The sequence below is a fragment of the uncultured Porphyromonas sp. genome, assembly GCF_938039215.1.
Taxonomy (GTDB): Bacteria; Bacteroidota; Bacteroidia; order Bacteroidales; family Porphyromonadaceae; genus Porphyromonas.
In genome coordinates this window covers 67,644-91,273 of record NZ_CALHVI010000032.1, presented here as the reverse complement: position 1 = coordinate 91,273, position 23,630 = coordinate 67,644, and the positions used below count along the sequence as shown (strand labels likewise).

The 23,630-nt window shown below is 44.5% G+C and carries 20 protein-coding genes, 1 tRNA gene and 2 pseudogenes; 10 read left to right on the top strand and 13 right to left on the bottom strand.

All coding sequences use genetic code 11. The features are described from left to right. Together Q0336_RS04750 and Q0336_RS04745 are read right to left on the bottom strand one after the other, a co-directional pair. The coding region (locus Q0336_RS04750) for a DUF3853 family protein (RefSeq protein WP_298526205.1) at positions 1 to 194 on the bottom strand (194 nt) is incomplete at its 3' end. A gap of 295 nt (positions 195 to 489) precedes the next feature. Beyond that, a tRNA-Ser gene (locus Q0336_RS04745) sits at positions 490 to 574 on the bottom strand. Between the two features lie 1,095 nt (positions 575 to 1,669). Here Q0336_RS04745 and Q0336_RS04740 point away from each other — a divergent pair. From Q0336_RS04740 to Q0336_RS04695, 10 genes are all read left to right on the top strand, one after another. Continuing rightward, positions 1,670 to 2,542 (top strand): SGNH/GDSL hydrolase family protein, encoded by an 873-nt coding sequence (locus Q0336_RS04740; protein ID WP_366139526.1) that lies wholly within the window; start codon positions 1,670 to 1,672, stop codon positions 2,540 to 2,542. A 641-nt stretch (positions 2,543 to 3,183) separates the two neighbouring features. Beyond that, a complete protein-coding gene (locus tag Q0336_RS04735; RefSeq protein ID WP_298526201.1) occupies positions 3,184 to 3,408 on the top strand; it encodes a helix-turn-helix transcriptional regulator in 225 nt (74 codons plus the stop codon). Continuing rightward, the gene (locus tag Q0336_RS04730) at positions 3,405 to 3,740 is read left to right on the top strand and encodes a HipA N-terminal domain-containing protein (RefSeq protein WP_298526200.1); all 336 of its coding nucleotides are present in this window, start codon (positions 3,405 to 3,407) and stop codon (positions 3,738 to 3,740) included. Before Q0336_RS04735 ends, Q0336_RS04730 begins: the two co-directional genes overlap by 4 nt. Next, positions 3,730 to 4,665, top strand: coding sequence for a HipA domain-containing protein (locus Q0336_RS04725; RefSeq protein WP_298526198.1), 936 nt, complete (start codon positions 3,730 to 3,732; stop codon positions 4,663 to 4,665). Before Q0336_RS04730 ends, Q0336_RS04725 begins: the two co-directional genes overlap by 11 nt. A gap of 14 nt (positions 4,666 to 4,679) precedes the next feature. Then, positions 4,680 to 5,681 (top strand): WYL domain-containing protein, encoded by a 1,002-nt coding sequence (locus Q0336_RS04720; RefSeq protein WP_298526196.1) that lies wholly within the window; start codon positions 4,680 to 4,682, stop codon positions 5,679 to 5,681. Between the two features lie 61 nt (positions 5,682 to 5,742). Then, positions 5,743 to 7,782, top strand: coding sequence for a class I SAM-dependent DNA methyltransferase (locus Q0336_RS04715; RefSeq protein WP_298526194.1), 2,040 nt, complete (start codon positions 5,743 to 5,745; stop codon positions 7,780 to 7,782). A gap of 10 nt (positions 7,783 to 7,792) precedes the next feature. Then, entirely contained in the window at positions 7,793 to 9,109 is a 1,317-nt protein-coding gene (locus Q0336_RS04710) for a restriction endonuclease subunit S (protein WP_298526192.1), read from the top strand. Between the two features lie 6 nt (positions 9,110 to 9,115). Further along, positions 9,116 to 12,625 (top strand): DEAD/DEAH box helicase family protein, encoded by a 3,510-nt coding sequence (locus Q0336_RS04705; RefSeq protein ID WP_298526190.1) that lies wholly within the window; start codon positions 9,116 to 9,118, stop codon positions 12,623 to 12,625. An 89-nt stretch (positions 12,626 to 12,714) separates the two neighbouring features. Then, the gene (locus Q0336_RS04700) at positions 12,715 to 13,758 is read left to right on the top strand and encodes a hypothetical protein (protein ID WP_298526188.1); all 1,044 of its coding nucleotides are present in this window, start codon (positions 12,715 to 12,717) and stop codon (positions 13,756 to 13,758) included. Continuing rightward, positions 13,755 to 14,690 carry an STING domain-containing protein gene (locus Q0336_RS04695; RefSeq protein WP_298526186.1) on the top strand — a complete coding sequence of 312 codons (936 nt, stop codon included), beginning with the start codon at positions 13,755 to 13,757 and terminating at the stop codon, positions 14,688 to 14,690. Before Q0336_RS04700 ends, Q0336_RS04695 begins: the two co-directional genes overlap by 4 nt. A gap of 62 nt (positions 14,691 to 14,752) precedes the next feature. Here the strand turns inward: Q0336_RS04695 and Q0336_RS04690 are convergent, their stop codons facing one another. The 11 genes and pseudogenes from Q0336_RS04690 to Q0336_RS04640 all read right to left on the bottom strand — a co-directional run bounded on the left by Q0336_RS04690 (position 14,753) and on the right by Q0336_RS04640 (position 23,207). Further along, positions 14,753 to 15,448: a hypothetical protein gene (locus tag Q0336_RS04690; RefSeq protein ID WP_298526184.1), complete on the bottom strand. Its 696-nt coding sequence runs from the start codon at positions 15,446 to 15,448 to the stop codon at positions 14,753 to 14,755. Further along, positions 15,445 to 16,371 carry a relaxase/mobilization nuclease domain-containing protein gene (locus Q0336_RS04685; protein WP_298526182.1) on the bottom strand — a complete coding sequence of 309 codons (927 nt, stop codon included), beginning with the start codon at positions 16,369 to 16,371 and terminating at the stop codon, positions 15,445 to 15,447. Before Q0336_RS04685 ends, Q0336_RS04690 begins: the two co-directional genes overlap by 4 nt. Further along, a pseudogene (locus Q0336_RS04680) lies at positions 16,368 to 16,706 on the bottom strand (MobC family plasmid mobilization relaxosome protein); the annotation flags it as partial. The pseudogene Q0336_RS04680 and the gene Q0336_RS04685, both read right to left, overlap by 4 nt. 186 nt (positions 16,707 to 16,892) lie before the next feature. Next, the gene (locus Q0336_RS04675; RefSeq protein ID WP_298526179.1) at positions 16,893 to 17,405 is read right to left on the bottom strand and encodes a DUF6371 domain-containing protein; all 513 of its coding nucleotides are present in this window, start codon (positions 17,403 to 17,405) and stop codon (positions 16,893 to 16,895) included. A 22-nt stretch (positions 17,406 to 17,427) separates the two neighbouring features. After that, positions 17,428 to 18,450: pseudogene (locus Q0336_RS04670) on the bottom strand (DUF3987 domain-containing protein); the annotation flags it as partial. 6 nt (positions 18,451 to 18,456) lie between these two features. After that, positions 18,457 to 18,819 carry a helix-turn-helix domain-containing protein gene (locus Q0336_RS04665; protein ID WP_298526177.1) on the bottom strand — a complete coding sequence of 121 codons (363 nt, stop codon included), beginning with the start codon at positions 18,817 to 18,819 and terminating at the stop codon, positions 18,457 to 18,459. 213 nt (positions 18,820 to 19,032) lie between these two features. After that, positions 19,033 to 20,160: a phospholipase D family protein gene (locus tag Q0336_RS04660; RefSeq protein ID WP_298526175.1), complete on the bottom strand. Its 1,128-nt coding sequence runs from the start codon at positions 20,158 to 20,160 to the stop codon at positions 19,033 to 19,035. 294 nt (positions 20,161 to 20,454) lie between these two features. Beyond that, positions 20,455 to 21,324: a hypothetical protein gene (locus Q0336_RS04655; RefSeq protein ID WP_298526173.1), complete on the bottom strand. Its 870-nt coding sequence runs from the start codon at positions 21,322 to 21,324 to the stop codon at positions 20,455 to 20,457. After that, positions 21,309 to 21,884, bottom strand: a complete 576-nt coding sequence (locus tag Q0336_RS04650) for a hypothetical protein (protein WP_298526172.1) — start codon at positions 21,882 to 21,884, stop codon at positions 21,309 to 21,311. The genes Q0336_RS04655 and Q0336_RS04650 overlap by 16 nt, the downstream gene beginning before the upstream one ends. 10 nt (positions 21,885 to 21,894) lie before the next feature. Further along, the gene (locus tag Q0336_RS04645; RefSeq protein ID WP_298526169.1) at positions 21,895 to 22,380 is read right to left on the bottom strand and encodes a DNA-binding protein; all 486 of its coding nucleotides are present in this window, start codon (positions 22,378 to 22,380) and stop codon (positions 21,895 to 21,897) included. Between the two features lie 605 nt (positions 22,381 to 22,985). Further along, the gene (locus Q0336_RS04640) at positions 22,986 to 23,207 is read right to left on the bottom strand and encodes a hypothetical protein (RefSeq protein ID WP_298526168.1); all 222 of its coding nucleotides are present in this window, start codon (positions 23,205 to 23,207) and stop codon (positions 22,986 to 22,988) included. Between the last annotated feature and the right edge of the window lie 423 nt (positions 23,208 to 23,630).

Here is a 23,630-nt window from a genome sequence, read left to right as displayed (position 1 = left end):
TTGGCTGTGGGGAGGCTACACCCAAAAAGCCGGGCAAGTCCAGATAGCCCGTAAACGAAGTGTCTTTCTTCTTTGGCGGAAGACATCTCGGATTCTGCTCCCTCTGGTTGCATTACTTTCTGTTGGGTGAGGAAGAGTAGTTCTTCACCCTTCATCTGCCATACGGGCTTCTCGAGGAGTTCGTTTAGTGTCATAGTTGCTTATACGTTGCGGTGTCAATCCACTTGAATGTATCTTTATGAGTCTTCGAGAGTCTTCAAGCATCGTCTTGAATGGCTCTGACACTGCAAATGTATAGGCGAAATGAGCACGTCCGAATAGCCTGGGAAAGGGGAGGAAGTATCAGGCAAATGAGAGAAAACAAGCCGAGCCCTTTGGGCTCCATCAAGAAGCTCCAAGGGCTCGGCTTGTCGTCTTATAAGCTATCGGTATTTCTGGGTGTAGAAAAGGGTGTAAATCGCATAACCTGCTGATTTACACCCTTTATTGCGGAGAGAGAGGGATTCGAACCCCCGGTACCTTGCGGTACAACGGATTTCGAGACCGCCACATTCGACCACTCTGCCATCTCTCCGTTGGTCTAGCTTCATTCAGAGGACTATGCCCTTGTCTGAAGCTGGCGCAAAGATAGTACTTTTCGCTCAATGTGTCAAGTTGGGAGGGATAGATTCTTTGTATATTATATTCAGATTTTCTGATCTCAGATACTGTTGCATGGGGCCGCTTAGTCGGAGAGTCAAAGGGGGGCTCTGATAGATCTGAGCTGATCCATCATAGGTCGTAGAAGTGACCCATCATGGGTAACAGGAGGAACCCATGATGGGTCGCAAACGGGACCCATTATAGGGGTTGCTAGCAACCTACAGTAGCTCCTTCTTTGCATTCTGTCCAAGTACCTATTGAAAGGGGGATACTTACTGCTAAGGAGCCATCCTTCTGATATTAATGCTCGAGTGTATGCCTGCCAATCTTAGTAGCTTCTTCTTGGTATAGCTTCCCATAAGCTCCTCTAGGAGAAGTGCATCAATTAAGACGGAGGGGGATAGGATATTCTCTCGCATTGCAGTGAGATTAAGCGCTTCGACTGTTCCATTCATTTAGGGTGCTTGTTAGTCTGCTTATCGGTAAGAGCTATGTTATACTTCGTATTAGGTTATGCTGGAATCTCCGTCTAGGGAAGAACCTTCCCATTTGGTTAGCTGAGCTGTTTCATTTAAGTTTGAGCTGCTATCAAGGATGCTTTCATTCTTTGGAGGTAGGTAACAAAGAAGCTCCTTTTGCCATTGCGGTAGCTATCTTGGTGAAACCACCTGTAAAAGAGTGCCTCTTCATGAGGCTGCTTCTCCAAATGAAACCACTGATCTGCCCATATTTAGCGAATTCCCAACGAGCTCCCGTGTTCCAAGGGGCATGCCTTCCATTTCTACCTCCAGCGGGCAATAAGAAGATTAAGATGAAACAGCTATGGACTATTGCCGTCATTCTCTTGACGGTGCTCACCGAATGCTTCCGGCAAACGGCTTGGTACGACCCTATGCAAACGAGCGGATCGACCTACATTCAAAACCAAGGATGGAATGAAGATGGGGGCAACTACCATAGATTTCCGAACAGAGTTAAGGATCTGGTGAGGGAGAAGGTGTGGTAACTCTCCTGTCAATAAGCAGGCTTGTCTATTCGCTTTAAGACCAATGCGCAGGACATCAGCGTGCGCTATGAGGTCGCACAACCTCTAAATATGCCCCACATGCCATCCACTGGAGTGTCGGGAGTCGACCTATACTGCTACGAAGACATGGCATTTTGCTTTGGCACTTATAGCTTTGGAGATACTATTCAGTACAAGTATAGAGTTGATAGAGGAATACAGGTTGGGAAGGATACCGAGTACATCCTCTATTTGCCACTTTACAACGAGGTCTCCCATTTAGAGATCGGTGTGCCAGAAGGCTCTAGCTTTTCCTTTGTCCCCGCAGTCAAGGAGTGTCCCATTGTCTTATATGGTACTTCAATCGCTCAAGGGGCTTGCGCTTCTCGACCCGCTATGGCCTGGGCGAATATCGTGGGGCGAAAGTTGGAGCGACCTTTGATCAACCTTGGATTCTCGGGCAATGGGAAGCTGGAGTGCGAAATCATAGAACTCATCTGTGAGCAGTATCCTGAGCTAGTCATATTGGATTGTATGCCGAATATGGTAGCTATCGGTAGCGATGAGATCATCAGGCGAATGAAGAATGCAGTGCATCGTATCAGCAAGGTGCCGAATGTTGCCATCCTTGTCGTAGAACATGCTGGGAATAGCAACACCTTGACCCACCAAGCGCAAGGAGAGCAGAGTGCACGCTGCAATCAAGCGCAGCAAGAGGCTTATTTGCAGCTCCAGAAGGGAGGAGTGAAGAATCTCTTCTACCTCTCCAGAGAGGAGCTAGGCTTGACTCCAGATGCTTGGATAGACTATGTGCATCCTTCGGACTATGGTATGATGCAGTATGCCTCTGCCATGATCAAGAAAATCAAGAGCATCATAGGAAAGAGAGAGTAGGAGGGTACAATCCCACCCTCTGCAAGGTAAAGAATGATATCTAGTGGGGCATGGCCAATGAATAAAGGCGTTCATTGCGAACGCCTTTATTCGTTGATATTAGTAGCCTATGCTTGCTTATCTCAAGCTATGATTACTTGCCGATGCAGCATCATTACCCTTCTATCACTTAGGCGATTAGCTATTTAATCGGTACAAAGCACCCTAAAATAAATGAAAAATCAGTTTTATCTAACTGTTTTATAGGTGGTTACGTGCTTGTACCGCATAGCTTAGTTCTCAATCTTTCAATCTTATCTTTGTCGGTATTGCCTATTAATCAGCTAATCATAATACCTCCCATTTGTTTTTAGCACGCTTGTTCACTGCAAAAGTACCTATTTTGGAGCATATCAAAGCAAAATGATGCAAGAAAAATGTCATAGCACTCCCTATTGGGTATAATTTCTTCTTTTGCTGAGGATAATATCCCCGAAAAGGGGTATAATCGATTTGTATTTCTTATATTTGCCACTAATAAGGTATATAATGACTTTGGTGGAGTGAGTCTGCATAGTGAAGTGATATGCCTTGAGTATGTACCCGAAAATGGCATTTTGGGTACATATTCAGAGTGTGGTACTTCAGATAATTGATGAAAGATGGTAGCAAAGACAGTTATAGCGCAGTACGTGAAGGAGATGCGGAAGAAATATAAACTGACACAAGTAGACCTATCCGAGAAAGCAGGAGTGGGGCTACGCTTCGTGCGTGAACTCGAGCAGGGTAAGACCACGCTCCGCCTCGACAAGGTCAATAAAATCTTTGAACTCTTTGGCTCGGAGTGTGGTCCTGTGCCGATGAAACGAGAAGGAGATGACGTATGAAACAGGCAATTGTTTATTGGAAAAGCCTCAAGGCAGGCATCCTCACAGAAAGTGATGAAGGCTATTCCTTTGCTTACGACAAGGACTATCTCACTATGCCCGAAGCTCAAGGAATAAGCCTAACGATGCCTTTGCGAGAAGAACCTTTCCAAAGTAATACGCTTCATCCATTCTTTGACGGACTTATTCCTGAGGGATGGCTGTTAGATATTGCTCAGAAGAATTGGAAGATAGACGCAAGAGATCGAATGGCTTTGCTGTTGGCTTGTTGCCGAGACTGCATTGGAGCGGTAAGTATCGAACCTCTAAAAACGATTGAAGATGAAGAATAGATGCCTATACTGCTACGAACCTTTGGTTGATGGAGAGGTGGATTACCATGCCAAGTGTTGTCGCAAATTGTTTGGGACGTCCCAAGCTCCGATATTGCCATATACAAGTAGCGAAGTACGAGCGTTGGCTGACGAGGTCGTTCGTTCGCAGACCACAGTGACAGGAGTACAACCCAAGCTATCTCTCGACTTTGATCAGATGAGCAATTCGCCCAAGCGATTTACCATTGTGGGCTTGTGGGGACGGTTTATTCTTAAACCTCAAACAGAGCGTTATCCGTACCTCCCCGAATTGGAGGATGTGTCGATGCGCCTTGCAGAGATTGCCAAGATTGAAACAGTTCCTCATGGACTGATGCGATTCAGCGATGGCGAACTATGCTATATCACTCGTCGCATAGACCGAACAGAGCAGGGCGAAAAACTCCCAATGGAAGATATGTGTCAGCTCTCAGAGCGTTTGACGGAGTATAAATACAAAGGTTCACACGAGCAGATAGCCAAACTCATCTCCAAGTATAGCTCTGTGCCTAAACTTGACCTTGTCAAGTATTGGGAGCAGGTACTTTTTTCGTGGCTGATAGGTAATGCGGATATGCACCTCAAGAATTACTCGCTCTATGCGCCAATGGGCAACGAATATCAACTCACTCCAGCCTATGATCTGTTGTCTACGGCTCTCGTTATTCCCGAGGATACAGAAGAACTTGCACTGACCCTCTGTGGCAAAAAGCGCAAACTCACCCGCCAGCACTTCGTCGAAGCAATGATAGCCTCAGGTCTGGATGAAAAAGTGTGCGACAACATCTTCGCTCGCTTCCAACGTATTCTCCCCGAATGGGAAGCCTGCATCCGCCAGAGTTTCCTCCCTCAAGAGATGCAGGAACAGTACATAGAACTAATCTCATACAGGAGTAATAAATAAAAAGCCTTTTCTCTATGCCTACAAATAAAGATGCAGAGATGCGCTACCGCATTATTGACCGCTGTCTGAGTAATAGACTAAGAAAGTATACTATTTATGACTTGGTTGATGAGGTAAATCGGCAATTATTGGATTTACAAGGAAAGACTGTTAGCAAGCGTACTATTCAAAAAGATTTGGAAGAACTGACTTTCCGTCCTTATTGCGCTCCCATTGAATCGTACAAGGGACCAAGTAGGATGCATTATATACACTACTCTGATGACAGCTATTCTCTCTACAACAACCATCTGTCTGTAAAGGAAGTCCAGACACTCCAATCCGTAATAGATATGTTGGGACGCTTTCGAGGCAGTACGACTCACGCTTGGTTAGAGGAGGTTCTCTCTAATCTTGAATATCGATTTGGAATCAAGAGCGACACCAAGCTAGTCATAGCCTTTGAGGAAAATGAGCAGCTACAAGGTTTAGAGCATCTTTCCAACCTCATTGATGCCACACTTCATCATCAAGCCGTTGAACTGGCTTATGAACCATATGGTAAAACAAAGCGTATTTGTCCCGTTCATCCTTATTTTATGAAGCAATATAATAATAGGTGGTTTCTTTTGGGATTAAACTCGGAGAAGAGAAGAATAGAAACATATGCTTTAGATCGGATCAAAGAGGTTAAGGCTCTTGACGAAGAGTTTATCCCTAATGAGGATATTGATTTTGGGGCTTATTTTGAGCATATCGTGGGCATTTCTGTTCCTTATGACTCACAGAAGCCGATTGAACTTATTTTACGGTTCTCAGAGAAAAGATTCCCCTATGTGAGTTCTAAACCGATACATGCTTCTCAGAAGCTATTGAGTACTCCTTGTACCATCTCGATTTCTGTTATTCCAACTCCTGAACTAACGCAACAAATCTTTTCATTTGGACCAGATGTAGAGGTGCTTGCCCCAGAGAGTTTCCGCTCCGAAATAGCCGAGAAAATTAAAGCCACTTATAACTTGTATCAAACTGTGTAGATAGACTGCATAGCTTAGTTTTAAGTTTGCAAATGAAATAATAAATCATCAGTAAAGAATAATGAATACGCAACAATATAACCAGCTTTTCTCTTTCATTTGGAATATAGCCAACGATGTACTTGTAAATGCTTTTCCCAAGGGCGATTACAAGAAGATCATCCTCCCGATGATGGTCTTACGACGCTTAGACATACTCCTTGAGCCGACGCATAAGGTCGTTCGAGAGCAGAGGGACAAGCTCATGGGAATGAAGCTTAACGAGGAGGTACAAGAGAAAATCCTCTTTCAGACGACGGGCTACCCCTTTTGCAATACATCACCCTTCACGATGAGTACGCTTAGGGGGGAGACCAACACCCTACGCCTCAAACAGAATTTCTTGGAGTATCTCGATGGATTTTCCAAAGATGTGCAAGACATCGTCGAGAAGTTTAGGTTTAAGCAGCAGGTGGACAATCTCAGTGACGCTGCCCGTCTCGGTACACTTATTGAAAAGTTTACCGATGAGAATATTAATCTCGGGATACACCCTATACGCAATGCCGAGGGTGAAATACTACACCCAGGCGTTGACAATCACACAATAGGAACGCTTTTTGAACAACTATTGCGTAAGTTCAACGAAGAGAATAGCGTTACGGAGGCAGGAGAGCATTTCACACCTCGCGATTATGTAGCCTTACTCGCAGACATTGCCGTATTGCCCATTGCAGGTCATATAGAGTCGGCTACGTATAGCATCTATGACGCTGCTTGCGGTACGGGAGGCATCCTCTCGGTTGCAGAGCAGAGCATACGGGCCATCGCAGAGCGACAGAACAAGCAGGTTAAGATAGACCTCTATGGGCAGGAGCTACAGCCTGAGACTTACGCCACCTGCAAAGCAGACCTGATGCTTTCGTCCGAAGGAAGTAGCTTCTCTTACAAGCATGCAGGAGCAGAGCGCGAGCGGTTCTATAACGGCTCGACGATTAGCCGCGATGGGCACCCCGGCATGCACTTCGATTTCTGTATCTCTAATCCGCCCTTTGGTACGCCTTGGAAAGAGGACTTAAAAGCTTGGGGACTTAGCGATAAAGAGAAAGACCGTATCTCGGATGCTCGTTTCGTACTGTCAGATGGAAGAGGTGGTGAGCCACTGAGTTTCGTGCCAAACATAGGCGACCCACAGATGCTTTTCTTAGCGAACAACCTCTCTCGCATGAAAGAAGATAGCGAGCTCGGCACACGTATTGTAGAGGTGCACAACGGTTCAAGCCTCTTCACGGGGGACGCGGGCGGTGGCGAGAGCAATCTGCGTCGCTACATCATAGAGAACGACCTCCTTGAGGCCATCATAGCCATGCCTGAGAAGTCTTTTTACAATACAGGTATAGGAACTTTTATCTGGATTGTGACCAATCGCAAAGCCCCCCGTCGGCGTGGCAAAGTGCAGCTCATTGATGCTACCGCTATCAAGACTCCCCTACGTAAGAATCTCGGAGAGAAGAACTGCGAGACAAGCGAAGCCGACAGGGCAAAAATTGTGGAGCTACTGATGCGCTTTGAGGAAACCCCTGAGAGTAAAATCTTTCCCAACAACGAGTTTGGCTATTGGGAGATTACGGTAGACCGCCCTCTGCGTCTACGCATACACCCTGATGCAGATTTGAGTAGCCTATCTGCGAAAGAGTTAGAGGTTTGCCGAGAAGCAATGGCAAAGGTGCCCGAAGGCACGCCTTTAGACGATTGGGATGCCTATACTAAGGCTCTGGGAAAGATGACAAAAACTTTGCTCAAAAAACTTCGTGCCCTCATTACCTCCACCGACCCCACCTGTCAGCCCGTACAAGGCGAGGCAGACAAGGCTCTTCGCGATACGGAGCAAATACCACTCGGTTACGAAGGAGGAATCGAGGCTTTCATGCAACGCGAGGTCTTGCCCTATGCGCCTGATGCCTATGTGGCAGAGCAAGAGACAAAGATAGGCTACGAGCTATCCTTTACGAAGTATTTCTATCGCCCTACCGAGCTTCGCTCCATTGAGGAGATTACAGCCGATATACGTCAAATCGAGCAGGAAACAGATGGTCTGCTTGCTTCTATTCTTGAACTATAAGCCGCCAAAGATGAAACGATACGATAAATATAAGGAGAGCAGTATCTCTTGGATAGGGGAGATACCTGAGCATTGGGAGGAGGGGGCTTTCGGGCGTTATTTCTCCTTTGGGAAAGGCCTATCAATCACAAAAACAGATTTGCAAGAAGAGGGAATAGCAGTAATTAGCTATGGACAAATCCATTCAAAGCTGAATACTGGAACCTCCATCAAGGAAGAGCTCGTTCGTAAAGTTGCAACAGATTATTTACGAACAAACTCTCAATCCCTCCTAAAGCTACATGATATTGTCTTTGCTGACACTTCTGAAGATTTAGAAGGTGTTGGCAACAATGCCTATAATAATTATATAGAGCCTCTTTTTGCAGGATACCACACCATAATCGCACGTCCTAAAGGACTTCCATTTCCCAAATACTTTGCTTACTTATTTCAATCAAGAGATTGGAGGAAATCTGTTCGATCCATGGTTAATGGGATCAAGGTATATAGTGTAACAAAGACTATACTAAAAAAAAGCTTTCTTCTTCTTCCTCCTCTCTCCGAGCAGGAAACGATAGTCGCATATTTGGAGGAGAAGGTAGCGCAGATGGATAACTTGGTGGCAAATCAAGAGGCTCAGATCGCTTACCTTCGAGAGCTCAAGCAAGCGATCATTGCCAAGGCTGTAACCCGAGGCATCAATCCCGAAGTTCCCCTCCGCCCATCGGGTATCCCTTGGATCGGGGATATACCTGAGCATTGGGAGGTGAAACGTTTAGGGAGATGCTTTGGAGAGAATAGGTTATTGAATTCTGATTTAGAATGTACTGAAGCTTACAAGTTCAACTATGGGAGCCTCATCCGGAAAGATGAAAACATCACCCCTCAAGAGCTTGTTGACACCTACATGAAATACACTCTACTTCGAGAAAATGACATTGTAATCAATGGGCTAAATCTTAATTACGACTTTGTATCACAGCGTGTAGCCATAGCCCCCCAAAAGGGAATTATTACTTCGGCATATCTTACTCTTTCTCCTCGTAAAGGTATTAACTACAACTACTACTGCCTGCTCTTTAAGGCTATGGACTCCATGAAGCTATTTCATGGAATGGGGGCGGGTATTAGACTTACGCTATCTTACAAAGATTTGAAGAACCAAAAGCTTCCTCTCCCACCTCCATCCGAGCAAGAGGCAATAGTGACCTATATCAACCGTAAGACGGAGAAAATCGATCGCCTCATTGCCATGACAGAGCAAGAAATAGCCCGAGTGCGTGAGCTAAAGCAAACACTTATCGCCGATGCCGTAACGGGGCGCATTAATGTTCAACCCTCTTAAGATTTTATGTTTATGCCAACCATATTGAATGAAAAATCCCTTGAGGATCTCATCACAAACTATCTTACCAAGCACCAAGGGTATGGCTTGGACGTGAGTGACGACTACGATAAGACCTACGGAATGGTTCTTAGTCGCCTCGAAACTTTCTTGCGTGCCACGCAACCCGAGCTAATCGCCTCTTCGCGCGTATTTGAAACTGCGGCCAATCGTCGTAAATTCTTCGAGCGTCTGCGCGATGAAATCACGAAGCGTGGCGTGGTAGATGTTTTGCGAAAGGGCGTTAAGCATTTGAGCCAAACCTTTGAACTCTATATGCCTCTGCCCTCTGAGCTTAGTGAGCAGGCGCAGAAACGTTATGCTCTAAACAGATTTACGGTTATTCGCCAGCTTCACTATAGCTCTGTGCGCTCAGGACAATCGGTAGATATGGTCATTCTTATCAATGGTCTACCCATCCTTACTATGGAGCTTAAAAATCAGCTTACTTGCCAGAGCACAGCCCACGCTGTGGCACAATATCGTAGTGACAGAGACCCTAAGGAGTTGCTCTTTGGTGTTGGTCGCTGTGCTGTACACTTTGCCCTTGACGACGAGACGGTAGAAATGTGTACCAAGCTCTCGGGGCGTGATAGCTGGTTCCTTCCTTTCAACAAAGGCAATGAGGATGGAGCAGGCAACCCTCTTAAGCCCAACGGACTTCGCACGGCCTACCTATGGGAGGAGATCTTAAAGAAAGAGAGCTTGAGCGACATCCTCGAGCATTATGCACAGGTCGTCCATGAGAGGACAGAGAGTGGTCGACAGAGTACCAAGGTGATTTGGCCACGCTGGCATCAGCTTGAAGTGGTGCGACAGCTACTCAAGGTTAGTCGCACTAATGGCATAGGGCAGCGTTATCTCGTACAGCACTCTGCAGGATCGGGTAAGTCTAATAGCATTGCTTGGTTGGCCTATCAGCTGGTAGAGCTTTTGCAAGAGAATCGAGCTCTTTTCGATAGTGTCATCATCATTACCGACCGCAAGAATCTCGACAAGCAAACACGCAACAACATCAAAGCTTTCACGCACAGTGAGCACCTTGTTGGGTGGAGCGACTCGAGCAATAAACTCCGCCAATTGCTTGAGAGCGGTACAAAGATCATTATTACGACGGTACAAAAGTTTTCCTTCATCCTCTCTACGATCAACCAAGACCTTGCAAGTCGTCGCTTTGCAGTCATCATTGATGAAGCTCATTCCAGCCAGAGTGGCAGGATGAGTGCTGCAGTCAATCAGACGCTTGCTGGCACACAAGATAGTGAGGAACTGGATACGGAAGATGAGGTGAATGCCCTTATCCAGCAGCATATAGAGGGGCGTCAAATGGCGAGCAATGCCAACTTTTACGCTTTCACCGCTACGCCTAAAAATAAAACGCTCGAAATCTTTGGTACACCCTTTGAGCGTGAAGATGGCGAAGTAGGGCATCGCCCCTGCTATGTCTATACGATGAAACAAGCGATTGAAGAAGGTTTCATTCATGATGTACTGAACAATTACACGACTTATCAGAGCTATTACAAGATACGTAAGGCTATTGAGGACGATCCTGAGTTTGAGCGTAAGCAAGCGATGCGTAAGCTCCGTTATTTCGTGGAGAGCCAACCCGAGACCATCAGGCAGAAGGCTGAGGTCATGGTAGAGCACTTCCACCATGCTGTTGCCCACCGTATAGGAGGAGAGGCTCGCTGTATGATTTGCACCGCAGGCATTGTTCGTGCCATCGATTACTATCAGGAAGTCAAAATACTTCTTGCGGAGCGTGGCTCTCAGTATCAGGCTATAATTGCTTTTAGCGGAGAGGTCGATTACCATGGGAGACGTGTTACAGAGGCTTCACTCAACGGGTTCCCCTCTACAGAGATAGAGGCAAAGTTCCGTACAGGTAGTTATCGCTTCCTCATTGTCGCCGATAAGTTTCAAACAGGATATGACGAGCCTCTGCTACACACGATGTATGTCGATAAACCTTTGGCAGGCGTCAAGGCTGTACAAACCCTCTCGCGCCTCAATCGCAAACGCCCCAAGAAAGAGGAGACCTTTGTGCTCGATTTTGTCAATACAAGTGAGGAGATAGAGACAGCATTTCAGCCCTTCTACAAGACTACGCTTTTGAGTAGAGAAACTGACCCCAACAAGCTCAACGATCTATTGGGCGAAATAGAACAGTACGACCTCTATACTCTTTATGAAGTAGAAACGCTCAATTCCTTCTACTGGACAGGAACACAACGAGAGAAGATAGACCCTCTACTTGATACGATGAAAGAGCGCTTTGTGGCCCTCGATGACGAGAGTAAGGTAGCTTGCAAGAGTTCCATCAAGGCTTATGTCCGTACCTACGACTTCCTTTCCACTGTGATGCCTGAGGGAAGTATTGATTGGGAGAAGAAAAAAACCGTTCTTTCTTTGCTTCTTCCTAAACTTCCTACGTTGGGAGTCGATGATCTCACCAAGGGGCTTATAGAGTCCGTAGATTTTGACGCTTATCGCTTACAGAAACAAGAGGAACGAAATATACAGCTACAAAATGTAGATAGCGAGATAGAGCCTGTACCCACCTCATCCTTTTCAGGAGTGATGGAGGAAGATATGCAATATCTCAGCGTCATAGAGTCGGAGTTTAATGAGCTCTTTGGAAATATTGATTGGCAAGATAGTGAGCTTGTTCGTAAACAAGTTGAGGAGTTGACCGAGCGTGTCAAGAACAACGATGATGTACGCAATGCCATGCTCCGCAATGATGAAGCCACAGCTAATCAAAACTGCGATGAGTCGACGCAAAACGAGGTGACACAGATGACGCTGACGCACACAGAGCTCATGCAACACTACTTTACGAACCACGATTTTCAACAGCATCTCAATGAAATGATTCGTGAGAAAGTGCGCCAAGCTGTCAATCCTCCTTACGATGAGAATGAACTCAAACAGAGGATTCAAGAGGAGTTTCAGAAAGATTTTGCAGATTTCTGTGACGGAGAGCATTATGTAGAGTTTGATGAAGTGCTTCGCCTCTTCTTCGGTATCATTCATGCGGAGACAATCCCTGACTTGCAAGCTCTCGACAAGATACTGAAGCGAACACTCAATTGTCTCTATCGTGCCGAACATCGTGAGGAAGATTATCGCTCGTGGTATTCTGAACTCGTAGGACGTTTTGAGGCTTTCCTTAAGAAAATCTATTGGCTCAAAGAGGGTGCCCCCGTACCTCTCACTGCCACTGGCAAGGAGCCAGCCTTACTTGATACAGTAAGACACTTTCCCCAAATAGAGCGTTTGTATCACAGCAAAAATCCGAAATATGATACCTTTAAGCAGTGCTATCGAGTGGTATATGATTGGCGTAACAAAGAAAGTCATATAGCAGTGGATCTTCCAGCCGATCTGCTCCCTACAGCGTTACATGCTGCCGTCGCCCTCTACCTCTATGCTACGATGGTTAGTGCCGAGGATCTAAAGGACAAATTGTAAGTTTTTTGACCCGAAACGGAAGTGTGAAGATAGGGTGCATAGTTTACTATTACCTTTGTAGAGGATAATTTAAATAACTTGTTTTTAATATGGATTATAAAAGTAAGCTTGTAACTCTCTCAAATAGGTATAACCCTGAAAGAGTTCCTCTTTTTGAGACTAGACACTTTAGTAATAGTGGTTTGCAATCTACAGACAGAGACGTAGTTCAGTATGTAAAGAAAGCAATGTGTGCAGTCGATGAGGATTATACTCGAAAGACAAAGGAGGCTGGGGAAGCAGCAAAAGTTCATTTGGAAAGAGTATTGAGAGATGTCTCGTTTGAGTATCAAGGCTCAGTAATGACGGATACTCACATTAAAGGTGTCAGTGATATTGACCTTTTGGTACTTTGTGAAAAGTTTTATGGCAGTGATATACATAGAGTTAGGGAAGAGTTGCAAAGGCAATACTTATATACTACGGAAGAACTTTCTCGACTAAGGAGCTACGACCAATCATTTTATTCATACCAGGGTAATAGTTCAGAAGACTTGGGTAATCTTAGGGCAGGTATTGAAAGGACGATGAAATACATCTATGATGACTGTGATACCTCACATGCTAAAGCTGTAAAAATAAGAAATAAGCATTTGAATCGTGATGTAGATATCGTAACATCCTCATGGTTTCAATCCCTTAGTTATGTTTTGCATGATATGCCTAAAGAAGAGCTAGGAATCAAGATATACAATAAAGATAAAGGGTATACGGAAGGACCTGATTATCCTTTTCTAAGTATTTCAAGGATAAATTCGAGAAGTGCAGAGACCAATGGACGCCTCAAGAAAATGATTCGCTTCTTGAAGAATGTAAGAACAGATTCTGATCTAAATATCCCTTTAACGAGCTTTGATATCAATGCGATATGCTATTCTATCCCCGTACTAGACTATATCAATCTCGATTATAGAGGACTGGTTCGTGTTCTGCTGTCTACGATATACTATTTGTGTACCGACTATAAGGCAGGAGAACTGACGTCAGTTGTTGGTGATGAATACGTTTTTCGTGGGAAGCCCGAGAAGGTGGAAGCACTAAAGGCGTTAGGACTTGAAGTGTATCAGATCGAAACAGAATTGGATAAACGATGAAGCCAAGAATTTTTATAGGCTCCTCTACAGAAGGACTTGAAGTAGCAAAGCGAGTTAAGAGGTATTTCTCTCCAGATTACGACTGCTTCCTTTGGACGGATGATGTATTCAAAAATAATGAGTCCTTTTTGGATACTTTAGTCAAATCTGCTAGTTTGTTTGATTTTGGCTTTATGGTTTTCTCGGCAGACGATGAGGCGACCATACGAGATAAAAGCTTTGAAACTCCACGAGACAATATCCTATTTGAATATGGTCTTTTTCTAGGAAGAGTGGGGCTCGATCGTGCATTTGTTATTGCTGAAAATGCTGTTAAGATCCCGACAGACATGTTAGGTATCACACAAACACGCTACGAGGTAGAGATAAATGAACAGGGAGAGAAGATGGCAACAGATTCTTTGGAACAAGGATTGAAAAAACTGAAGAAACAAATTGATGAGAATCTGAACTTGGGACATCTAGGACTTTTGCCTTCGACTGTAATTGCAATTTCCTATTTTGAGGGATTTGTTAAACTTGCAGCTGAATGGATTATGAGCACATCTAATTTAGAGTTAGAGGGTAGAATATATAAAGGAGGGATTCTCTATATCAAGATACCTGATACTCTAGATGCCGATATAAAGAAAAGTGCCATGCTATTCTATAGAAAACAGGGACTTCATGAAGCAAAAATGACCACAGGGCATAGACACTATCCCATACATTTTGTCGCAAAAGCAGAAGGTAATATTTTAGAAATCTATGATATGCCGACAATCCTTAGTGGCATTGATAAAGCAATTGACATGTATTTCAGGGTTGGTCATATTGGAAAGAGTAGTCAGCAACAACTTGCGGAGGACAATGAGATGAGTAACTTTAGAAGAGTTCTTCAGCTATTAATAAATGAAGAGGCTTTTTGTCGTGAATGTGTGAGAATTATCTGACGATGCTATTGGAAATACTCCCCCACGTATTGCTTAAATGCATTACGTGGGGGAGTCTGTTTTTATTGTTTTAGCTTCTTAGACAGCGTTTCCTGCTCTCTAATAAGTTGTTGTTGCTGGAGGGAGAGTTCAGCTTGGCGTTGGATTGCGAGTTCGTAGTTGGTGACTTGGTGGCAGAGTTGGCGAATGGAGTCGGAGGAGTCTTTGGAGGAGAAGAGGCTGTCGAGATGGGCGATTGTGGGATTATTGTAGCCTTGCTCCATACGTAGGATGCGGTAGCGTAGAGCGTAACTTTCGAGAGTCTGATTGGCATTGCGAAGATACACTGCCCAGCCGATGGTGCAAGCTAGGAGAATGATTGATATACTCCAAATGAGCCACTCCACCCATCGCTTGACATCAAAGAGGTAGTACTTCTTGACTGTTGTAGGAGATTGAGTTTCTTGGATTTTCTCGGATAGAGAGGCTATGCTTTCGGCTTGTCGCTCTTGGGTCTTTGTGATGCCATCTTTAATTTCTCGAATTCGTTTTCCAAGAACGATAGCGACATCTGTTAGTTCACTCTTGAATTTGCCTTCTATCTCAATCTTTTGCCCAATAAGGCGTGCTACATCCGTAAGAGAGATGCCATCCTCTTCTGATGATGTAGTTGTTGAGATTGGTTGAGATGCGAGGTTGGAGACACTCGCTTTGAGTTCTCTGTTCTGTTGCTTGATTTCCTCGAGTACTTCGAGAAGGATGTTCATTTGTTCGTTCATAATTTTCTACGTTTTAGTTTCTTATTAGCTTGATTTCTTAGTTTACGTTGGAATACAAGTTCTGCGACATCTACGGCAGGCGCATTGCGATCGAATAGCCTCTCGCCAAGATCTTCTATGGCTTCACCCAGCTCTCCGATAAAACTTTCTGTCTCAGAGGAGTGTAGAGGTGGAGAAAGAGCTTGCATTGCATTTTGTTCTAAAGCAAAGGTGAGTTTGGAGTAGCTACATGAGCGGTCGGTGTGAGAACCGCTAAAGTTCACTCCATCTTTGCTGAAGAGTACGCCCTCTATCTGATCGATCTGTCCTTTTGTCTTGAATTGTATGTCTATCCCTTGGCATCTCAGAGCAGAATAGAGTTCGTCCCAATTCTGGCATCGAGGTAGTACGGTTTTGATAGTATCGAAGATTTCATACCGAAGTCGGTCATTTCCTCGAAGCCTATGACGTTTTACAGCCTCTTTTCCTTCGCCCCATTTTAGTTGGTTAGCCTCGGTGATTTCTTTGCAGACCTTTGTTGAGCGATACTTTTCGTTGCTGTCAGGAATTGTCTTGCCGTTGTTGTCTATACGATTGATGCAGATGTGTACGTGGGGATGCTCTCTGTCGAGATGGCGTACAATGAGATATTGCGTATCTCCGTAGCCCATCTTTTGCAAGTATTGTAGTGCCAAGTTATTCATCGTCTTGTCATCCAGTCGCTTAGCATCTTCATCCGAAAAGCTCAAGATAGTATGACAGACAGGCTTCTTCACATTAGGACGCATTGAGGCTTGTAGTGCAAAGTCGTTGGCTATCTCGTGGGACGAAGTATCCCTCATAACTCCTTCTGCATAGAGAACTCTTGCTTTTCCCTTTTGCTTTCCGAGGATATAGGCAAGCACTCCAGAAAAGGATGTTCCTTTGATTATCTTGGCAATCATGATTTCAGAGCTTTGAGTTGTTCATCGACTAAAAGTTTGAGCATTCGTAGCTCTGTTGGCATGGTAGAGATACCAAAAGTGCGAAGGCGATGAGCTATTTGGTTGATGTTGTTTGCTATTCCCGAGAGCTGGCGTATCTCTTGCATCTGTTCAGGAGTAACTCTTGGCTTGATGAAACTCTCAGAGATGAGCATTCTCAGAAATTCATTCTTATTGATACCTGCCTCTGAGGCTTTACTTTTGAGGGTGAAGTACTCCATCGTATTCAGTTTGAGTAGGACGGAGTAGCTTCTCTTCTCGGATAGTTTTTTAGGGGGCGTCCCCCTTTCTTTTTGTCTTCTGTTGTCATTGTTCCTTTCGTTTTATTGATGAGACCATCGGGATTATTTCGCCCTATTTGATGGGCGTTGAGGAGGTTTTGGGTTACCCAAAACACAAACTTACTTCTCTACCTATACAGTCTTCTCTTCTGTGGAAGAGGTTGTGCCAATCTTTGCTCTTTCACGACCCGAAGTCCGAGTTTATCGATCAGAAGTTGGAGGTTGGGATTTTGCCGAATGAGGTCTTTCAGCACACTCGTTTGTTTTTTTGATTTGGAGGAGGTAATCCGCAATATCGTAGCCAGCTTGCTGGTCTTGAAGAGGAGCGTGTTTCTCCAAATAATCGAAGAGCTGCACCTCCATTCCGAGGCTCTGCATCATCTTTAGTTTCTCCTGCCAATAGTCCGTTGCTCCGAGGTCGGGGAAGAGAACTACTTGACGCTCGAAGAGAGGAACGAGATTGCTGCTTTTGAAATATCCGTGCTTTCCGCCAGTTGCCAACCACAGATATTGAGGTAGATAATGAGAGGCAATGAGTGCCGTCTTTTCGCTCTCAACCAGAGCGATTGGTTTATGCTTGTCGGCATCAAGAAGATGCTCTCCGAAAAAGCATTGACTAAGGTTGTAGTTTGGGCGTTTGAGCAGACTATGTACCCATGTGATATGGTTGAATGGCTGCTTTACTCGCTTGCCAGTCTCAGGATTGTAGAGCATAATCTTGCCTGTTCTGACTCTTCTTATAGTAAACTCCGACGAGAGTTTCGTTGGGTTCGGTATCGCAGAGTTTGGCATGCTCCTCTTGCCACATATAAAGTCTAGCCTTAGCATCTTCGGCAAAGGGGATAATCTCAGGAAGTAGTTCGCCCTCTTCGTCTTTGGAGTAAGGTATCTCAATAAGTTGCTGAATGATGCTTGACCATCTTCCTGCGGTGCTTTCTGGGAGTTCCGTTCTGCTCCATCGTGCTTTCTGCTGTAGATTGGGCATCACAAAAAGGATACGGTCTATAAAACCATTACTGGAGCGTTCTCTCTTAGATAGTTCTCCGAGTATCTTCTTTTGGATGGTGCCTACAACAGAGATATAGGGACGCTTGATAAAAATGGAACTCCGATTTCCCTTACGATCACTGATGATCGCTTTAACACTGAACACAGAGAGCTAAAACTGCTCCTCGGAACCGCTATTGTAGCGATTGAAGTTCTTGAACCAAGCCGAAAGTTCATCCGTCCACAAGAAAAGACCTCGCTTATTCTGAGCATGGATAAAACTCAAACCTTCGGGTGTGATATCGGAGACGATAAATCTTCTTCGTATCGGTTCTGTAGGTTGCTCTGAATGACCAGCCTCTATACGCTCCTTACGGCTCATCCGTACAACATTGTCATACTCAGAGTAGGCTTGTTCGTAGAGTTTGTTCTCCTGATAGTCAAAATCAAGAAAAGGCTTCATCGCAAAGCTAAGCGGATGACTTTTGTTCGTGCTAGGGCGTCCAACTAATGCCACATAAAGCATTGCACTCTCTTGCCAACCTCGTTTGAGCTGAACAAGGTATGTATTCCCGATGCCTACAGCGATAGCCACCAGCATTGCCGATGCAATATAGTCGATAGGAAAGCCTTGACACTCGTGGACTTCAGCAATGATGTTTCGTATCTGAGATGGAAAGATACCAATGGGAAAAGCAGAGTCTGAGAATGACAACCCCAATTCGATGGCTTTATCCAGCAGGACTTCTGGCACGATTGTTTGTTCTTCCATAGCCCATTATCCTTTGAATGATTTAGGCTTCTGTCGGACACCTGCTCTTATTGAGGCTAATTGTTCCTCCGAGGAGGGCGCATAAGGAATGCCTTTACGTCCACTTTCTACCCATTGCAGTAGCTCTTCTTTATAGAAATAGAGCTTCTTGCCTCGTTTGTAAGCAGGGATAATCCCCTTACGGACGAGAGCATAGATGGTCGGTTTAGCTTTCTGAATAATTGCACACGCTTCATCTATACCGATGAGAGGCTTCTCTTCAGGTATAGGAGGGCGCAATGCCGAAACCATCTCTTTGATGGCAGAGACCTGTTCGGTTAGATACGTTACCGCTTCGGATAACTTTTCGAATGTAATTTCTTTGTCCATGTTCGCAAATACATTTGTGCTGGTTATCTTACGGATTCTGATATTCTTCGACTAAAGGAAATCGGTGTTTCATGGGGGATAGCAATGAGAAGTAACTGAAAGATCACTGTCCACTGACGGGAGACAATGCTCTGGGGCGTAGGAGAAGAGGCTACCAAGCGAATCTCTCGCTTGATAGCCTCTCGAATGAATTAGGGGAAGACCGTGCCTCAACTAGATAGTGTATCCGAAGAATCTCATGCCACTCTCAGAGTTACGATTGATCTTAGGATACGTATCATAGTAATACCAACCAATAAGTTCGCAGGCAGAGGACATCCCAAAGTACTTGATCTCCGCAATAACCTCTTTAATGAGCTGGGCATTGATAAAGGGGGCATTGATTAGTTTATTCCATGCCCTTGCTATTCTTCGTGGATCATTCTCATCAAGGATATTGGACTTAGTCCATCCATAGCTGCATACGGAGTGTAGACAATCCAAAACTTCCTCTATCTCCTCCTCTCGAGGAGAGTCAACAGCCTTAAAAGGGAGGATCTTACGGATGCAATCCCTCCGCTCTAAGCGCAACAGTCCACTTCCAGGCGCATAGGACATTGACATTAACTTAAAGTAGTGACGAATCTCTTGCTTCACCTTCCTCGAAGTTAATGATCGCACATCCTCAGTATACTCCTTTGATGGCTTGTCGGGATGATCATGGTAGAGATAGTTAAAGAAGTAGTCGACCTCTTCATACAGAGTGAACCCATCGCTGACCATCTGTTGATTACGTCCAGTGACGGATTCGTATAGAGAGGCAAACTCCTTGAACTGATCGCATTTTTTAAGGAACTGGTCACTTGCCCCAGAGGTATACTGAGGTAGCTTAGACAAGTCCTCTCTATCTGCCAGAGAGTTGGGAAGAGACTTGGGCACCGATGAGACCGCCTGAGCCTTCCTCCACCATTGATCAAAGAGCTTGACCACCTGCTCTGGGCCAGACACCACCTGCCCGACTTCGTGCCTAGCACTGAACGCCATGCCTGTAAGGTTCGCAGAAGTCAGGAGACACCAATCATCAATGAGGTAGATTTTTGCATGCAAGTTGAACAGACTACGAATCTCGGTATGGGGGCTTGCTATGAATCCGGTGTAGGTATCATGCCGAATAAAGCCAGACTCGACATCAGTTAGTACCCGAAAATCTATGTGGCTACGCATCCAGTTCCCACCAATGATCTTCTGTACATCTTTGAAATTCCCAATATAGGGAGAAGCTATCCAGATTCGTTCTTTAGCTTGGTCACAATGCTCTCTAAGCGTATCGACGAGGCTTTGACCTGATAGTATAGTATTCATTCTATTATATTCAATAGTTGTGATCGCTTCGAGCAGTATAATTCTCCAGTTTTAGACTATGCGCGAGGTCGAAGCCACTATAAAGGATGAAGCCATTCTCCATTGCTCTGTGATACCTATGCTCAAGCACACGAGTCAAATTAGGGCCCCATCAACTCTCCTTAGCAGGGCTTAAGGATATCCCTCACAGATAGCACCGCGAACCATAAGTAGGCGTATATTGGCTAATGAAACTTGGAACACTAATCAAGGAGAATGGGGTCGTAAGAATAGTTTGCCTTCCCCTCCGTACACTCAAGCCTTTGTAAACGCTGTAATTTTTCGCCTCTCGCTGTATACCTCAGAGTGTACAAATCGCTGGTCAAGTAGAGCAAGGTAGCTACTAAGATCTTTGGGTTTAGCTATGATGATCTTCCCATCCTCTCCCTTGTGAAGCCCCGCTTCCGTTAGATGAGTATCTATGTAGGTTACAAGTGCGGCTTTTGCCTCACTGGATAATGTACTAATCTTGTCTCCCAGTCTTGCGATTTCTTTTCTATTTCTTATACCGATCTTATCTCTAGAGATCGAAATCGTAGTGTCCTCTCTGCTGGACAGGAAGTCTGTTATCTCTTCATCCGTTGCCTCTCTGTACAGATTAATCAGATCCTTATATATTTCCTTAGCCCTAGATAAGTCCCTAAAGAGAAGTCTGTTGGCATGAGAATCATAAATGATGTCAGGGAATCCCCTACGCACCTCCACAGAGTTACTCATCTCCTTGATCCTTGGAGCACCTACAACAAACATGAGTATAGTTCTATTCTCAATTCTACTTGAAGGCAACACCTTTTGAAAGTAGTAGCACTCTCCTTGCTTCGTTATCAGCCACTTTATACCAGGATAATCGGTCGACTGGAATTCAGTAAACTCAGTGAGTCGCTCAAATAGTTCTTCTATCTTAATGTCTGCCCCTCCAATCTTAGCGATAGCGGTATTGAACCCTGACTCTCTAAAACCCTCTATGTAGAACCATTCATTCTCATCCTGCCTCAGCCGATCTGTGGGGGTATATGGTATTTGGTTCTCCATATTAACATTATAGACAGCTTCTTCTGTAGATAATACGCGCCTAATTGCAGTCTCTCCTCTATAGGCTAAAAGATAGTTTAGTTGTCTTTGCATTGTATGAATACATATTCGTTAATCTTTCTTACTTGTACGCCATGCCTCGCTTTTCGTCCATCTTCTTTCTTATCTTCTTTACCAGAAAACGGAAGTATATCTTCGGGCTTCTTTACTGTTTGTTTTGTAATAAGGATGATTCGTGTTCTAAGATCCGTGGTGATGATGTAGAACTTATATCCAAAGACCAAGAAGGCGGGATTGAAGTACGATACATTAGACTTGAAGACTAAGTAAAGTAGGAATAGGAAGACTAACGTTAGTGTCACACTGTCTTCCATATCTGTTGCGATCAGAAAGAAACCAATGTAATTGACGAGATAGTTGTCATTCGCCGCCTCAATGGATTCTATTTTTGAGATATCTAGATCTATTCTCTCAAAGTATCTACATAGGAGTAGCCCTATATAACCCAAAAGAAAAGCACAGATCATCAGGCCAATAGCAACAAGAAGCTGTACCCACCAGGTATCTAGTGAAGGAAGCACTATGTGTTCCTTCACTAGATAAATGACTATGAAGTAGGATAGAGAGAAAAGGGTTAGGAAGAATCGTTTCACTTTCTAAAAATTATATCCCTACATGTCCACCTCCAGGGGTGTCGTTCGAAGAGCCACCTCCAGTGTCAGGTTTCGCTTTCTTAGGCTTCTTCGTGCGAGGAGCGACCCGTTCGAAGCTGACATCGTCCAGGCGGAAGTACTCGGCATTGGGGCGCAGGATCACGCAAGCTTCGGTGATATGTGTGTTGGCATTAAATTCCTCTCCCTTGAGCACGACCTTGCTCTTGAAGCTGGGCTTCAGTTTACCGAGACGACCGAACTCAACCATATCGCCGTTAGCGACGAGTTTTCTTGCCATATCGGCGGCCAGATTGAGCACAGAGGCAACCTCCATGTAGTTGAAAGTAGTTTGGTCGGCGACCATTTCGCAGAAGTGGTCGAAGGAGACGCTACGTCGGTCTGTGGGCGAAGCTACTTGTACAATCTTCCCTTTGAGCTTGCCAATGCTCATTTTTCTTTCGCGTAGCACGTAGGCTAAAGGCTTGTTCTTTCCCATAGGATTCAAATGGTATTAAGCTGTTAGTAATGTAGTTATGTGTCTTACTTGGTAGGACTCCACAAAGTTAGCAATTCCTTTCTGAAAATTTCTATATAGCTTCGCTCCGATTCCTATATAGGAATGCGGTAATTACTATATAGTAATCGGGGAAATCCTATATAGTAATCACCCGAAAGCTATATAGGAATACAACAAAAGCTATATAGCAATCGGAGTGATCCTATATAGGAATCAGTCCAAAGCTATATAGCTTTTGTCTGTCTCACCACTAGCTTGCATATGGGGAGAACACTGTAGATATAGGTTTTATCCTATAGGCCAAGTATAGCTAGTCTTTTCTCTGTGACCTAAGTCAATGAATCTAATCATATAAGAAACGCACATGCTGTGTGATATATGCGCTTAGACCCGAACCGCTCTTAGCCAAGAGTTTCATTGTCTCTACATTCTCTTCCCCTGCCTTACCGTAACTATAAGAATAAGGTTTTCCCCCCTTGAAGTAGACAATGATACTCGTTGGGTAAATCTCGTATCCCACGATTGGTGAGTTTCCTCTCAGATTGGCATAATACTCCATAGTTTACTTGCTTTTGAGATAACTGTTATTCCTCACTGAAATCGAAGGTGACATGCCCTGGATTTTCAGATGCTATACTTTTGCAGTCGTATGCGCTAAGTCTACGAACTCTTTTGATCATAAGGGTTCCTCTCCCCTCACGGCTACCAGTCGCAACCATTTTCAGGTCTTGTCCTGAGTAGTTGCCTTCATTAATGATGAGATTCCCTCCAGCCGAGGCAATCATTTTCAAATCAAATGCTGTCATAGATTTCTGTTTAAATTCGACATGTTAAGTGAGGCTTTATTTGCTTGCACTTACTAATGACGATTACGAAGACCATGCCATGTTGGTGGAAAAAGGATGTGATAGACAAATTGACAGATTGGAGAAGCATCTCAAGCTGGCATACTGTCCGATATAAGAATTAGCATACACTGATGTTAGGAGATTCTGATAGTTCAGATAATGTGTATGAGGTTTCTATTCACTTGAGATGCGAAGATACTTGGGTGCTCATCCTTGAGCGAGTGATGCACTTTAAGGAGCAGTATCCCAGAAGATTAGGTAATGGGGTAGAATTACCTCCTCTTAGTGTTTCACTACATCAGTGTTATCTAAGTCATAGCACCTAGCCTTGGGATCATTGCTCACAATGTACACGTGATAGTATGGCATAAGCTCTTGTCT